General features: G+C 41.9%; 7 protein-coding genes. 1 reads left to right on the top strand and 6 read right to left on the bottom strand.

Annotated features, from left to right (window positions below; all coding sequences use genetic code 11):
- The first annotated feature begins 20 nt into the window (after nt 1-20).
- Nucleotides 21-1337 (top strand): TldD/PmbA family protein, encoded by a 1317-nt coding sequence (locus QZ574_RS10630; RefSeq protein ID WP_297089462.1) that lies wholly within the window; start codon nt 21-23, stop codon nt 1335-1337.
- Nucleotides 1338-1424: 87 nt separating this feature from the next.
- Here QZ574_RS10630 and QZ574_RS10625 read toward each other — a convergent pair whose 3' ends face one another.
- The 6 genes from QZ574_RS10625 to QZ574_RS10600 form a co-directional block, all read right to left on the bottom strand.
- Nucleotides 1425-6683: an HYR domain-containing protein gene (locus tag QZ574_RS10625; protein ID WP_297089461.1), complete on the bottom strand. Its 5259-nt coding sequence runs from the start codon at nt 6681-6683 to the stop codon at nt 1425-1427.
- A gap of 338 nt (nt 6684-7021) precedes the next feature.
- Nucleotides 7022-7903, bottom strand: a complete 882-nt coding sequence (locus QZ574_RS10620; RefSeq protein WP_297089460.1) for a tetratricopeptide repeat protein — start codon at nt 7901-7903, stop codon at nt 7022-7024.
- Entirely contained in the window at nt 7900-8955 is a 1056-nt protein-coding gene (locus QZ574_RS10615) for a VanZ family protein (RefSeq protein ID WP_297089564.1), read from the bottom strand. Before QZ574_RS10615 ends, QZ574_RS10620 begins: the two co-directional genes overlap by 4 nt.
- A gap of 270 nt (nt 8956-9225) precedes the next feature.
- Entirely contained in the window at nt 9226-14514 is a 5289-nt protein-coding gene (locus QZ574_RS10610; protein WP_297089459.1) for a T9SS type A sorting domain-containing protein, read from the bottom strand.
- Nucleotides 14515-14569: 55 nt separating this feature from the next.
- Complete coding sequence (locus QZ574_RS10605) at nt 14570-15109, bottom strand: tail fiber protein (RefSeq protein WP_297089458.1); 540 nt, start codon at nt 15107-15109, stop codon at nt 14570-14572.
- An 11-nt stretch (nt 15110-15120) separates the two neighbouring features.
- Entirely contained in the window at nt 15121-15660 is a 540-nt protein-coding gene (locus QZ574_RS10600) for a tail fiber protein (protein ID WP_297089457.1), read from the bottom strand.
- Nucleotides 15661-15684: the final 24 nt, after the last annotated feature.

Genomic DNA, 15684 nt, shown 5'->3' with positions numbered 1-15684 from the left:
AATGTTTAAATTTTAAAACAATGACAAAAGAAGAAAAATATACATTGGCCAAATGGGCTATGAACCATGCATTAGAAAATGGTGCTCAGCAAGTAAGCGTAAGTATATCAAACAGCACGGGCAGCAGCGTTGAGGTTCGCGAAGAAAAAATCGATAAATTGGAACAAGCCATCCAGAGTGGTCTCTCCATTCGTTTATTTGTAGACGGAAAATACTCGGCCCACTCTACCAGCCGAATGAAAAAAGAAGATTTAGCCCGTTTTATCGAGGAAGCAATTGATGGTACGCGCTATTTATCAGAAGACCCTTTCCGTACTTTGCCTGAACCGGAATTGTATTACAAAGGTGGCGGTAAAGATTTGGGCGCATTGGATGCCAACTTTAACAACATCGATCCGAAAACGAAAATAGATTTGGCTTTTGCCGCAGAGCAAGAAGTTTTAGGAAAAGATGAGCGCTTAATCTCTGTCTCATCGAGCTACTACGATGGTTTAAGCGAGCGTGTTATGGTTACCAGCAATGGTTTTGAGGGCGACACTGCAAATTCGTATTTCGCCATACGTACAGAAGTTTCGGTAAAAGGTGGTGATGCCCGCCCCGAATTTAGCTGGGGCGAAAGTGCCATTAAGTTTAATGATTTGAAAAAGGACGGAACCGGAACTACTGCCCTAAAAAGAGCTATTGAAAAAATTGGAGCCGAAAAAATAAAATCGGGCACCATGCCAATGCTGGTGGAAAATCGTGTTGTAGGCCGCCTTTTAGGTCCGGTATTAGAAGCAATTAACGGTGCTTCTATTCAGCAAAAAAATTCATTTTTAATCGACAAGTTAAATGAAAAAGTTGCTTCGGACAAGCTTAGCATAACCGATGACCCGTTTATTGTTGGAGGCCGTGGTTCGCGTTTATTTGATGGTGAGGGCCTGGCGACAAAAAAACGCAGCATTTTCGATAAAGGAGTGCTGAAAACCTATTACATTGACACCTATTACGCTAAAAAGTTGGAAACTGAACCAACAGGCGGAAGTACTACGAATATTGTTTTTGAACCTGGCACAAAAGACCTTGAGGGCCTTATTGCCTCAATCGACAAAGGAATATTTGTGACCGGTTTTAACGGTGGAAACTGCAATGGATCAACCGGCGATTTCTCATACGGTATTGATGGATTTTTAATTGAAAAAGGCCAAGTTGTTAAGCCTGTATCAGAAATGAACATTACTGGTAATATGAAAACGCTGCTAATGAATATAAAAGAATTGGGTTCAGATGTAAAAACAGACTCTTCAGTTCGCACCCCATCAATATTGTTTGATGCCGTTGATTTTAGCGGAAGCTAAACCTTAAAAAGGGAGTAACAAAAAATGATTATAAAAAAAACAGGAACCGATTGGTTCCTGTTTTTTTATAGGTGTTAGTTCGAACCTTTACTGTTTGTCGAGTATCAGTTTTCGGATAACCTGATTTCCATCCTGTGCTACACGTACCAGGTACATGCCGCTCACATGGCCTGATAAATCAAGCTGAATTGCATCGCCCGAAAGGTATGACCTGCGGAAAACTTCTGCTCCGGCAACATTACTAACCGATACCTCTGTTGCTGATCCCGAGCTTGTCTCCAGCTCAACACGTATCATCCCTTTGGATGGGTTCGGATACATGACTACATCAAATACACTTTCGCCGAAATCAACAACTGCAACCGGAATGCTTGTTACACAAAGCTCAAAACTATCCTGCGCTGTTGCTCCGGCTGGGTCGCTCACCTGCACTACTATTGTATAACAACCGGTATCTGAACGCATCGGTGTAAAATCAAGAACATATTCGGTGGCTGTTTCTTCTGTCGTCATCCACGCAGGAATACTGTCGCCCGCAAGCATAAATGTCCAGCTAAGCTCATCGCCATCGGCATCGGCAAATACTTCGCCTAATACTTTGCTCAATGTAACTATTAGCTCATCTTCGGCCTGGAGCTGCTGGTCTTCAATCATTTTCACCAGCTCCGGGGCATCATTTTCAGGGCTTACAGTTACCACAAATGTATCGGTAATGCTTGCTCCCATTTCATCCTCCACTGTTACCACTACCTCGGCCTCGCCACTCTGGTTGGCAATAAACGAGAGGGTAAGTACCGCAGTTGTACTTCCGGCTTCATAGTCTACAGCTATGGTTTCCAGTAAGCCATCGGCAATGCTGCTTGCTGTTACTGTCAGCGCCTGTGCCTGGCAATCGTTGCCCGCACTTATTCCTGTCAGCAATAGCTCCGGTACCTGGTCTTCGGCAACGGTGGTATCAGCTGTGGCATCAAGTGTTGGAACCTGGTTCGGAGCTTCTACAATTACGGCAAATGTTACAGTATCTACCTGGGTGCCAGCAACTACTTCCCAGCTTTCAACGGTACTTCCTACAGGGAAAAGGCCATCGGCCCCCAAGCCGTCAACAAGTGTAAATGTGGCACAGCCGTTTGCGAAAAACTCAGGGTAATCAACCCTTGTTTCGCACTGCCCCGAATCAAGAGTTACCTCAATATCTTCCAGTTCCGCAGCAAGTAAATAACTCACATATACTTTGGTTTCACAGCTGCTTTCATTGCCCGATTCATCGGTAACCATTACTTCAACTGTTACTGAATCGCCGGCCTGGCTGCAGCTAAATACCGATGGACTTACCCCGATAGTCAGGCTATCGAATTCCGTGGCATTATCGAGGCTGCCGGCAGCCAGTTCGGCAAGGTCTGCCGGGCTTAGTTCGTAGTCGTTTTCATCGCTTACCCACACTTCCAGCGGGTTACAATTAACAACAGGTGCGATGTTATCTGTTACCCTTACTACCGCCTGGCAGCTATCGGTATTGCCATTTACATCGCTTACATAAAGGGTTACGGTGTTTTCGCCTAAATCGGAAGCGGTAAATACTGTTTGCGACAACTCCATGCCGGCAATACCACAGGCATCGCTTGATCCGGCATCAATACTGTCGGCCGGTACCTCGGCAAAACCTTCGGCATTTAAGGCAACTGCAAAATCGCGGCAAGCTACAAATGGCGCAAATAAATCGTTTATGGTTACCTGGGCTGTACAGGTGGTTACATTGCCTCCATAGTCTTTTACGCTTAGGGTAACAATGTTTTTGCCTACATGGCTACAATCCATTTTATCTATATCAACAGTATACGAGGCAATACCTCCGGCATCGTAAACACTGTCGAGAACAAATGCAGCATAAATGCGGGTTTCGCCTTGTTCATCAAGTGTTACCCCTACATTCTGGCACCACAGCTCCGGGGCAATAGTATCCTGAACCGTAACTGTTGAGGTGCAAACTGCTGAGTTTCCATGAATATCGGTTACGGTGAGTTCTACCAGGTTTACTCCAACATCAACACCCGTAAAAACACTTTTACTTAGCGCGTATGACGCTATGCCACAGGCATCGCTTGAGCCATTATCCAAATCTGAAGAGTCTAAAGAAGCAACTCCATCTTCTCCCAGAAACAATACAGTGTCTTTACAAATAGCAAAAGGAGTAATTGTGTCCTGAACATTTACCCATGAGATATTGGAAGAACTGTTGCCGTTGACATCAACTACAGTAAAAGTTACCGGAACGCTACCTGTAGTAGGAGGAAAAAATTCTGCACTTTTTAAACTTACCTCCTGTTGAACTCCACTTCCGATATCATCACAGTAAAAAGTATCACGTGATAAATACATCGTGTCAATGCCACAATTATCCGCAGATCCGGCATCAACTTCAGATGCGGTTAGTGTCGCCTCTCCATTTGCATCTAAATAAATTGTTGGATTATTAACTACAGCAATTGGTTTTAAACTATCGGCAACAGTCACGGTTGCCATACATGAAGAATAATTTCCGTTAACATCTTCCACAGTTAGCGTGACCAGGTTTGTTCCTATTTCACTGCAATCAAAGCTACTACTGTCGATACTAAGCATGGCAATGCCACAATTGTCGTTAGAACCATTATCAATCATGACCGGAGTAAGACTTGCCATACCCTCATCGTCAAGATAAATTGTAGTATCATGACAAAGGGCGTTTGGAGATACAGTATCCAACACACTTACATAAAACCAGTCGCTGCTGCTATTTCCATGTTCATCAACAACGGTTAATTCCACGGGAACTCCCATAAGAGGTGCATCTATCTGCCCACTCTTTTCTTCCACCACTGCCGGTGGCATTTCACCAACATCATCACAGTCAAATGTATCCCGAGAGAGGTACATCGTATCGATATTGCAGTTATCAAACGAACCGTCATCAGCTCCGGCTGCACTTAAAGCTACCAATCCATCCGCATCGAGAAACAACAGTGTATCATTAGCCAAAACAGTTGGGGCTGTGCGGTCTTCTACGGTAACGGTAAATTCGCATTGTGAGGAATTTCCCGATTGATCAGTTATTGTTTTTATTACTGTGGTTTCTCCCACCGGCAAAAAAGAACCGTCTTCCGGCAAATAAACTACACTTTCAACATCACAGTTATCTTCATCTGATATACTTTGGGTAATTTCAAACTCTACACTAATAGTCTGCGTTGGGCCGTTACAAGTTGCTGTTCCTGCTCCTCCCCAGTTACTATTTCCAATGCATGGCCGAACAATATATTCATCAGAAGGACATGAGCAAATACTTCCCGCAGCACTGAGTTCAATCCCTGAACCACAGGATCCAACTCTCCACACTCGTTCTGCGTCGTTAACAGTAACATCAGTTCCAGCGCGGAGTGCATTAGCAATTTGCTGTACCTTTTCACTATCCGTTACAGAAACTCCTTCGGCATCAAAAGATCCCATGATTGTTAATTTTTCGTAGGTATAATCGGCCAATAAACTTGCCCTAAAAGCCTGCCAATCTTCACAGCTTGTAGCAACCTGCCCATTCGTAAAATCTGCCGAAAAAATAATTTTATTGTAATAAACAATTGTGCCACAAGCATCTGCATCTGATTCAACAACTATATCTGAACATTCTAAGTTGGGAGAAATAGTATCTGCAACAGTTATACTGGCAACACATGATGACCTGTTTCCATTCACGTCCTCAACGGTTAATGTTACCAGATTAGCTCCTATATCACTACAATCAAAGCTACTACTGTCAATACCAAGTAGCGCAATATCGCAATTGTCAAAAGAACCACCATCAATCATCTCAGGCGTAAGGCTTGCCACTCCCATTTCATCAAGATAAATTGTTGTATCATGGCACAACGCTGTCGGCGATACGGTATCCAGCACACTAACATAGAACCAATCGCTGTTACTATTCCCATGTTCATCAACAACTGTTAATTGTACAGGTACTCCCGCGGGAGGCACATCAATCTGCCCACTTTTTTCGCCTACAGCCACCGGCGGCATTCCACCAACATCATCGCAATAAAATGTATCTTGCGAAAGATACATGGTGTCTATACCACAATTATCATACGAGCCAGCATCAACTGCGGCTGCACTCAAAGTTGCCAACCCATTAGTATCAAGAAATACAAGTTTATTATTGGCAAGTACGGTAGGCAAAATATTATCTTCCACTGTTACTGTTGCCGTGTCTTCTGCAGAGTTTCCTCCAATATCTGTAACGGTAACCGCAACAGTGTTATCGCCCACATCGCTACAACTAAAATTTTCTTTATCAAGAGAAATGGCAGCAATGGCGCAGTTATCGGAAGACCCATTATTGATATCTGACGAATCAATGGATACGCTTCCTGTAGCATCAAGATAAACAGTTATATCTTTTGCCACGGCCAGGGGGTCAGTTATATCATCAATAATCACGTTCTGGTTTTGATTTACTACGTTACCATTCCCATCATTAAAGTTCCACGTTACAACATGTGTTCCCTGGGTATTATAGGTAAGAGGATCTGAAGTTGTACCATTAAGGGTTCCGGAACAATTATCGGTGGCGGTTGGCACTGTTGACACTGTAGCAGAACACTCTCCCAACACATCAGGCAATGTTTCCAAATCCGGAACCGGGTCAGTATTATCAGTTACAATAACTGTTTGGTTTTGGGTGGTTACATCAACACCATCTGAATATTGCCAGACTACGGTATAAGTTCCGGGTGAATTATAGGTTAACGGACTTGTGGTTGTACCAGTAATAGTACCATCACATTCATCGGTTGCAGTGGGTGGTGGACCTGTAACAGTTGCCGAGCATTCTCCGCTTATTGTAGGAAGTGGATCAACATCAGGCACAGGCGCTGCGTTTGAAATATAAACGTCAAGCGTATAAGTGCCAGACCTTGAACTATATCCTTCGCAAATAATATAATAGGTACCTGCATCAACGGTTTGACTTAAATAGCTTGCCGTTGACCCGCAGATACCACTATCGTCATTAGCTGCAATTCTTGTTTGAGAAGAATTATACAAATATATATAAGTATCAAAGTTGGCATCACACATATCCATTTCTACAGTAGCCCTGCTCGATACTTGAAATTTATAAAATACATCAGGATTAGGATTATTGATATCATCAGCATAAGACGGAGTGTAGCGTGTATCTGAAAAAGGAACCTGTCCACAATCATAATTTCCTGTCAACACTCCAATATCAATAGGATTTGTAAAGTTTTCTTGTGCCCTCAGCACACTTATGCTACAAATTAGCAGCATAAAAAAAAGTAAATTTTTTTTCATTTTTTGAATTTTGTGGTTTGTACATATACTAACATAATAGAAAGATAAGGACATAGAAGCATCCCCGAATTTCGCCTCTATTATACAAAATATAATAAGGCCAAAATCATTTGATATACTGATAAGAGAGGTTAAAATTGCTTATAATTCTCTAATCCATAATGAACAGATGCACAATAACTACTTCATAATAATTAACAAAATAGTATTAGCAATAATTTTTTATAATCATTTGGTAAAATGATTTCGACTAAACGCCCGTTACCATTACTCCACAATAAAACAAATAATAGCACCAACCAATCATTAAAAGGGTAGTTATAATTTCAGATAAATTCCTATTTCATCCGGTTTATATTATTCGACAATTGTGGATTTATCTTAACAGCATATTCGAAATGTTTAGCTGCCAGTTGTTTCAAACCATTTCTTTTGTAGAGTACTCCCAGATTAAAGTATGCGTTCCCTAAGCGAATATCAGCCTTTTGAAAAGTTTTTAAGGATTCCGTATCAAACCGTTCCCATGCTATTCTTTCCTGGTAGAGCTGTTCAATATTTTCAATAATTTCAGTGTCTCCAGAAACAATTGCAGGTAAATATTCCGTCAGTAAAGCACTGTAGTAATAAGTATCTTTATTTAGATTTATTGAGATTCCTTCATTAAAATACTTAATAGCCAAACTATCATTTTGCTCTTTCATTAACAGGTATGCATACTTGTAATACAAAATGGGTTCATGCGGCATCAATACAATTGCTTTTTTGTAAGCTGAAAGTGCTTTCCGGTAATTTTTATGATATTCTTTGTTTTGCCGCAAATTGTAATCGCCTATCGATTTTTCGAGGTTCCCAATACTTTCAAAGTAATTGAAATGTGCCATCGAATCAAGTCCCTGATTTAACCTTTTTACATTTTCAAAACATTGTTTTGCTTTCGAAAACTGCCCCAAACGAGTTAATGCAATACCCAAATTCCCGTAGGCTTCCCGATTATCGACATCAATTACTAAGGCTTGCTGGTATTGCATTGCGGCCCCCTTCCAGTTGCCACTGTACATTTCCCGGTTTGCATTATCAATAAAGGTCAATGCCTCAGTATTTTTGCCGAGTTCCGATATTTTTTGCAACCATCCCGGATTAAAAGTACTGGCTACAGCAAAAAGAGCTAAAATTATGTACAAGCCAATAATAATTGCTGATATTACTCTATCCTCTTTCATGAGTTATGCATTATCATTAATACCTCTTTATTTTCCTGCTTTAAACGATTAAATAAAACACAGGCTTCTTCATTTGGCAACTTAATCAATTGATAAACTTTGTTTTTCTCGTGGTTATAACACATTTCAACAGGAACCTGGTCTTGATAACCTTTTCCGCCCTTACCTTTTGAACCGGTACCTAAAATAACAATATCTGCTCCTATTGAATTAATCTTTTGTTTGTCTCGGCTATTAAAAGCTACCTTTTTGTCAACAGGTCTTACCATTCCATCTGGAAAAATCATTACATCAAAATATAAAATGGGAATATTTTTATAAACAACAAGGTTTTTATGCTTACTTGCTAAATCTGGTTCTGAAAACAAAAAAGTAAAAAATACGATTAAAAACCCGCAACCAATTACGCCTAAAGTAAGTTTGCGATACCTTAAATTACCCACTAATTGAAATACAAACGCAACTGCAAAGAATACAACAAAAGTAATCAGAATTACAGGTAACACATATATAGCATTTGATAATATGGAAGATACATTTAAGAAAATCCAGGCAAAAAATAATTCAAGAGTTAGTAAAAACAAACCATTCCTGATCCAGTTTTTAATCCCTCTTTGCCAGAATTTTTTAAATGTAAGGTATTTCATATCAAAAAGAATAAAATGAATGACAAATTGACCAATCATACATCCCCATAAATCTTTAGCAACATCAGACAAATCAAATACCCTGCTTGAGATAAAAACCTGTATAACTTCATCGCATAGCGACAAAATCAGGGCTAACAAGAAAGTTCGCAAAATAGTTTTTTCGGCACTATGTGTTTGTTGAAAATAGTATTTCCATGCCAACAACGAGAAAATGGCATAAGCAAAATAATGCCAGTTGTGTTGAATATCGTAAAAGTGATGATTAAAGTAGAAATCGCTTGTATTGTAGCCAACAAATAACAGAAGTCCGACAAACAATACACCAAATACTCTGCCTGGCGATAAATTTTTTATTACCAAATAAATGAGCACAATACTAACCACTGCTACCAGTACCAGCATTATTTTAATTTCAAAGTTGAAAATACTTATGGTTAGTCGTGACAATTCCCCTATTGCATCCTGTAAGTAGTTTTGAAGCAACAGAAACGGAGTAATTACCAACAACAAACTATATAAATGGAGATTGAGTTTTGACTTTAACATATTTTACCGGATTAGAAATCTCAAGGTTTCTATTCGAAGAATAGTTCTCAAAATTAACAATCTTTATAAAACAAAAAACAGGAACCGACTGGTTCCTGTTTTTTTTATAGGTGTTAGTTCGAACCTTTACTGTTTGTCGAGTATCAGTTTTCGGATAACCTGATTTCCATCCTGTGCTACACGTACCAGGTACATGCCGCTCACATGGCCTGATAAATCAAGCTGAATTGCATCGCCCGAAAGGTATGACCTGCGGAAAACTTCTGCTCCGGCAACATTACTAACCGATACCTCTGTTGCTGATCCCGAGCTTGTCTCCAGCTCAACACGTATCATCCCTTTGGATGGGTTCGGATACATGACTACATCAAATACACTTTCGCCGAAATCAACAACTGCAACCGGAATGCTTGTTACACAAAGCTCAAAACTATCCTGCGCTGTTGCTCCGGCTGGGTCGCTCACCTGCACTACTATTGTATAACAACCGGTATCTGAACGCATCGGTGTAAAATCAAGAACATATTCGGTGGCTGTTTCTTCTGTCGTCATCCACGCAGGAATACTGTCGCCCGCAAGCATAAATGTCCAGCTAAGCTCATCGCCATCGGCATCGGCAAATACTTCGCCTAATACTTTGCTCAATGTAACTATTAGCTCATCTTCGGCCTGGAGCTGCTGGTCTTCAATCATTTTCACCAGCTCCGGGGCATCATTTTCAGGGCTTACAGTTACCACAAATGTATCGGTAATGCTTGCTCCCATTTCATCCTCCACTGTTACCACTACCTCGGCCTCGCCACTCTGGTTGGCAATAAACGAGAGGGTAAGTACCGCAGTTGTACTTCCGGCTTCATAGTCTACAGCTATGGTTTCCAGTAAGCCATCGGCAATGCTGCTTGCTGTTACTGTCAGCGCCTGTGCCTGGCAATCGTTGCCCGCACTTATTCCTGTCAGCAATAGCTCCGGTACCTGGTCTTCGGCAACGGTGGTATCAGCTGTGGCATCAAGTGTTGGAACCTGGTTCGGAGCTTCTACAATTACGGCAAATGTTACAGTATCTACCTGGGTGCCAGCAACTACTTCCCAGCTTTCAACGGTACTTCCTACAGGGAAAAGGCCATCGGCCCCCAAGCCGTCAACAAGTGTAAATGTGGCACAGCCGTTTGCGAAAAACTCAGGGTAATCAACCCTTGTTTCGCACTGCCCCGAATCAAGAGTTACCTCAATATCTTCCAGTTCCGCAGCAAGTAAATAACTCACATATACTTTGGTTTCACAGCTGCTTTCATTGCCCGATTCATCGGTAACCATTACTTCAACTGTTACTGAATCGCCGGCCTGGCTGCAGCTAAATACCGATGGACTTACCCCGATAGTCAGGCTATCGAATTCCGTGGCATTATCGAGGCTGCCGGCAGCCAGTTCGGCAAGGTCTGCCGGGCTTAGTTCGTAGTCGTTTTCATCGCTTACCCACACTTCCAGCGGGTTACAATTAACAACAGGTGCGATGTTATCTGTTACCCTTACTACCGCCTGGCAGCTATCGGTATTGCCATTTACATCGCTTACATAAAGGGTTACGGTGTTTTCGCCTAAATCGGAAGCGGTAAATACTGTTTGCGACAACTCCATGCCGGCAATACCACAGGCATCGCTTGATCCGGCATCAATACTGTCGGCCGGTACCTCGGCAAAACCTTCGGCATTTAAGGCAACTGCAAAATCGCGGCAAGCTACAAATGGCGCAAATAAATCGTTTATGGTTACCTGGGCTGTACAGGTGGTTACATTGCCTCCATAGTCTTTTACGCTTAGGGTAACAATGTTTTTGCCTACATGGCTACAATCCATTTTATCTATATCAACAGTATACGAGGCAATACCTCCGGCATCGTAAACACTGTCGAGAACAAATGCAGCATAAATGCGGGTTTCGCCTTGTTCATCAAGTGTTACCCCTACATTCTGGCACCACAGCTCCGGGGCAATAGTATCCTGAACCGTAACTGTTGAGGTGCAAACTGCTGAGTTTCCATGAATATCGGTTACGGTGAGTTCTACCAGGTTTACTCCAACATCAACACCCGTAAAAACAGTTTTACTTAGCGCGTATGACGCTATGCCACAGGCATCGCTTGAGCCATTATCCAAATCTTCCGGTTGGATTTCAATACTCGATGATTCTCCCAGGTTAATTGCTAAATTTTTACAAATTACTGTTGGCGGTATGGTATCTACCACGGTAACATTAGCCGAACAGGTACTTCTGTTTCCACTTGGATCGAAAACTGACAGCTCCACCAGATTCACCCCTATATTATCGCAGGTAAATGAAGTAATATCGAGTGCAAGGGAATCAATTCCACAGGCATCGCTCGAGCCATCATCAATAAAACCCGGTTCAATTGAAACCATACCGTCGCCATCAAGATAAACAGTTGTATCAGCACACGAGGCAACTGGTGCAAAAGTATCAACTACTGTTACTGTCGCACTACACATCGCTGTATTTCCATATATGTCGAGAACTGTTAAGGTTACGGCATTGGCACCAATTTCGCTACAATCAAAATTACTACTGTCAACGCCTAACATCACAGCACTACAGTTATCGTACGAGCCATCATCAATCATTGCTGACGAGAGACTTGCCACTCCCCATTCATCGAGATAAATTAGCGTATCGTGACACATTGCTTTTGGAGAAACGGTATCTACAACACTCACATTAAACCAATCGCTATTGCTATTCCCGTTTTTATCAACCACGGTTAATTCCACAGTCACTCCCATTGGCGGAGCCAGAGTAGCACTTTTTTCCATAAGAGCTACCGGTGGAGCAATCATCCCAATATCGCTACAATCAAAAGTGTCTTGTGAAAGATACATCGAATCAATGCTACAATTATCTGTTGAGCCGGCATCAACTTCTGCGGCGGCAAATACTGCCAATCCATTCAAATCGAGATAAAGGGTAGTATCATGTGCAATTACATTCGGAGCGATTGTGTCTTTGACGGTAACAACAGCCATTGCCACTGATGAATTTCCATTAACATCAGTAACGGTCATGGTAATCGAATTCGGTCCAACCTCATTACAATCGAAACTACTTTTATCAATCGCAATGGTAGCTACTCCGCACACATCTGATGAGCCATTATTTATGAACGAGGAATCAACAGAAGCCAATCCTGATACATCAAGATAAACAGTGGTATCCGCTGTTATGGCAACCGGAGCAATAGTATCATAAACAGTAACTGTGGCAGAACAAAGTGCCAAATTTCCGCTTCCATCCTCAACCGTTAGTACAACCGTGTTAGTTCCTATTTCGCTGCAATCAAAAGTAGTGCTATCAACACTAAACATAGCGATTGAACAATTATCAGATGATCCTCCGTTAAGTGTAAGCGAATCAATTGTTGCCAGACCAAAACTATCGAGGAAAACTGCGACATCCTGGCAAATGGCCTGCGGGGCAACAGTATCGACAACGGTAACTACTGAACTACAGGTTGAGGTTGTTGTATCGGAATGATATACAGTAACTGTAACCGTGTTGTCTCCTAATTCCCCACATGTAAAATCATAAATATCGAGTAGAACAGAATCAACACCACAATTTGCAGTGCTTACATCAGTCAGGTATTCCGGAGTAATTGAAACATCACCGGCATTATCAAGAAAAACAGTGGTATCGCTGCAACTTAACGCTGACGAAACATCGCCACTAATTCTAATGTTATCTAAAACCAACTCTTCTGATCCTCCGTCCTGTTCAACAACAATTCGAATCTTCATTTCACTTCCGGTACCCGAGAAGGTAAATTCAAAATCATCAACAGAACCATTGGGAACAATATCTCCATAAGGGCCGCCACCACCAACTGTATCGGTATCGTTGTCGAGGTCAAGCCTTAAGTCACCTCCAAAAGGATCATCGCCCTGAAATAATCCAAAAGTATTCCACCCGGCACCATCAATATTATATTGCAAAATTATGTTATCGGTTTGTTCCCAGCGCAATCCGTTATGATTACTGGTACCCATTAAAATATTAAAGGTATAGTTTGAATTTCCAGCAATATTTAAAGGCGCAAATTCAATAACTCCCGGGTTATTGCCCGTAGCTGTACCGATTACATCTTCGCTGGCCCAAAAATAGCTGCCATCAATACCAGATACGCTTTCGGCATGATCGCCTGGCTGAGTATTCGTTCTCAAGAAGAAATCTGGATTTGGAGAATCATCAAAGGTATTTGATACATAAGTAATTCCTTCCCCATCCTGTTCAAAACTCTCTTCAAATGGCAGACAAACAAGTTCTGTAATTACATCCATTATCGTAATTCCGCGTTTTTGAACATTACTTTCATCAGTTCCATCATGAACGGAAAAACATATTTCGCGGTAAGAATTTGAGGGGTTGGTAGTATTGATATTTTGATACTGAACACTACGTAATACTGTTTGGTAATTTGCCAATGAAGAATTTCCGCTAAGTTTTAACACACCCGAAAGCGGATCGAATGAGCCACCGATTCCACCAACAGCACTGAAAGTCAGAACATCTTCTGCCGGGTTAAAACCAGTACATATTTCAACAAAGGCACTATCAAGACTGGTATCATCAAGGTCTGACACCGTTATGGCACTGCTTACCGTAACTGGAGAATCGCCTTCAGTGAAGACAATTGCAGAAGATTCGATACTGGCAAGCACCGGAGCATAATTTGCCGGTGTTCCAACATCGCCACGAACAACAATCTGATCGAAGGCCAACTCCTCAGTACCATCGTGAGCATTGAGGTATATCCGAACCGAAAGATTTGTTCCACCACCGGGCACACTGTACGAAAAGTTGGTAAAGGCCAACCCTACCGTAGAAGCACCTCCATTAGCCAAACCGTCTAAATTAGTATCCTCTCTTAAATAACCACCAAATGCATTGTCGCCAACAAAACGACCTATGGTTTGGTAGCTTCCGCCATCCCAGCTGACCTGAATTTCAACTTTATCATCGATTTCCCAACGCATACCATCTGCTCTTCCTTCGGCTAAAAATGCAGAAACACTTATATTGGTGTACCCCGATACGTTAACCGGATTTAAGGTTAAAGTGGCAAAGGAGCCATTGGGGTTATCAACAGATTCAATATCTTCTGAAACCCAAAAATAACTGCCTTGCACATTTGTAAGTGCATTTCCGAATCCGGCAGTTAAACAAACATATGGATTTAAATTTGTGCGTAAAAAGTAGTCGTTATTTGTGCAATTTGAGAACGTGGAAGAAGTGTATCTGCTGCCTTCTCCATCAGTCTCAAAATCTTCGGTTAACAGAATAGTTTGAGCCGACGATGACAACAACGCAAACATCCCGACCACCATGAAAAGTAAACGTATATTCATGTAAAGCGTTTTAAATTATAAATTGTGGACATTCAAGAAAAAGTAAAAGAAATCATTAGCTACGAGAAGGGAATATACCCTGTAATGCGATGATAAAGTTTACACAATTAAAGGGCTGAATATTGTTATGCGCCAGGTTTCCTCCGGTATTTTGAATATTCAATGTAACGCCATCAGTTTTCATTGAACCACTTGCCGTTTCTGCATAACCTTCGGTTCCGTTTGTTAAGGGAGCCGGAACCGTGCCAATCGGACTTGTTTCATCAGGCTGGCCTGAAGCTGCCTGAACCGTTCCGGTGCCACTGTGGGTGTGCGACGGAATTTGATTTATATTAAGTGTAACATCTTCAACACCTCCTTTTTGCCCCAAGCGATACGTCGATAATCCCGGTCCGGAACCGGGATGCATTGCTACTCTTCCTCTGAGATCGGGTAAAGCAAAGGTGGTACGCCCATCGCCGCCATAGGTTGTTCCTAAAATAGAAAACAAAGCCTGATTACTATTAATGGGTAATAACTGACCTTCGCACATTGCCCACCCTCTTGGGGCAAAATTGCCGGCAAACATTATAATTTGTCCTAAAAATGGTTCCATAATTTTTTGTTTTAGCTTCGTGAAGGAAATATCCCCTGCAATGCAATAATAAAATTCACACAGTTATAAGGCTGCACATTGGTATGCGACTGACTACCTCCTGTATTTTGTATATTCAATGTAACGCCGTCGGCTTTCATCGCACCGCTGGCCGTTTCAGCATAACCTTCTGTTCCATTGGTTAATGGTGCCGGCACTGTTCCAATCGGGCTTGTTTCATCGGGCTGCCCTGATGCTGCCTGAATGGTACCGGTACCACCATGACTGTGTGAAGGAATTTGATTAACTGAGAGGGTAACATTCTCTACTCCTCCTTTTTGTCCCTGACGATAAGTAGATAATCCCGGTCCTGTTCCCGGATGTATAGCAACTCTTCCACGAAGGTCGGGTAAGCCAAAAGTGGTACGACCATCGCCGCCATACATAGTTCCAAGTATCGAGAACAGGGCTGTATTCTGCGCAATTGATAATAACTGTCCATCACATAAAGCCCATCCACGGGGCGCAAAATTGCCACCAAACATCATAATTTGTCCAATAAAGGGTTCCATAACTTTAATCTTTTAGTGTATAAA

It is taken from the genome of uncultured Draconibacterium sp., assembly GCF_913063105.1.
Classification (GTDB): domain Bacteria; phylum Bacteroidota; class Bacteroidia; order Bacteroidales; family Prolixibacteraceae; genus Draconibacterium.
Note: the sequence above shows the minus strand (reverse complement) of the source record. Positions and strands in the feature narration are given on the sequence as shown.

Bases quoted from the DNA above. Each gene is read 5' to 3' on its own strand.
- QZ574_RS10630 (WP_297089462.1), top strand. From the start codon at position 21: ATGACAAAAGAAGAAAAATATACATTGGCCAAATGGGCTATGAACCAT.
- QZ574_RS10625 (WP_297089461.1), bottom strand. From the start codon at position 6,683: ATGAAAAAAAATTTACTTTTTTTTATGCTGCTAATTTGTAGCATAAGT.
- QZ574_RS10620 (WP_297089460.1), bottom strand. From the start codon at position 7,903: ATGAAAGAGGATAGAGTAATATCAGCAATTATTATTGGCTTGTACATA.
- QZ574_RS10615 (WP_297089564.1), bottom strand. From the start codon at position 8,955: ATGCTGGTACTGGTAGCAGTGGTTAGTATTGTGCTCATTTATTTGGTA.
- QZ574_RS10610 (WP_297089459.1), bottom strand. From the start codon at position 14,514: ATGAATATACGTTTACTTTTCATGGTGGTCGGGATGTTTGCGTTGTTG.
- QZ574_RS10605 (WP_297089458.1), bottom strand. From the start codon at position 15,109: ATGGAACCATTTTTAGGACAAATTATAATGTTTGCCGGCAATTTTGCC.
- QZ574_RS10600 (WP_297089457.1), bottom strand. From the start codon at position 15,660: ATGGAACCCTTTATTGGACAAATTATGATGTTTGGTGGCAATTTTGCG.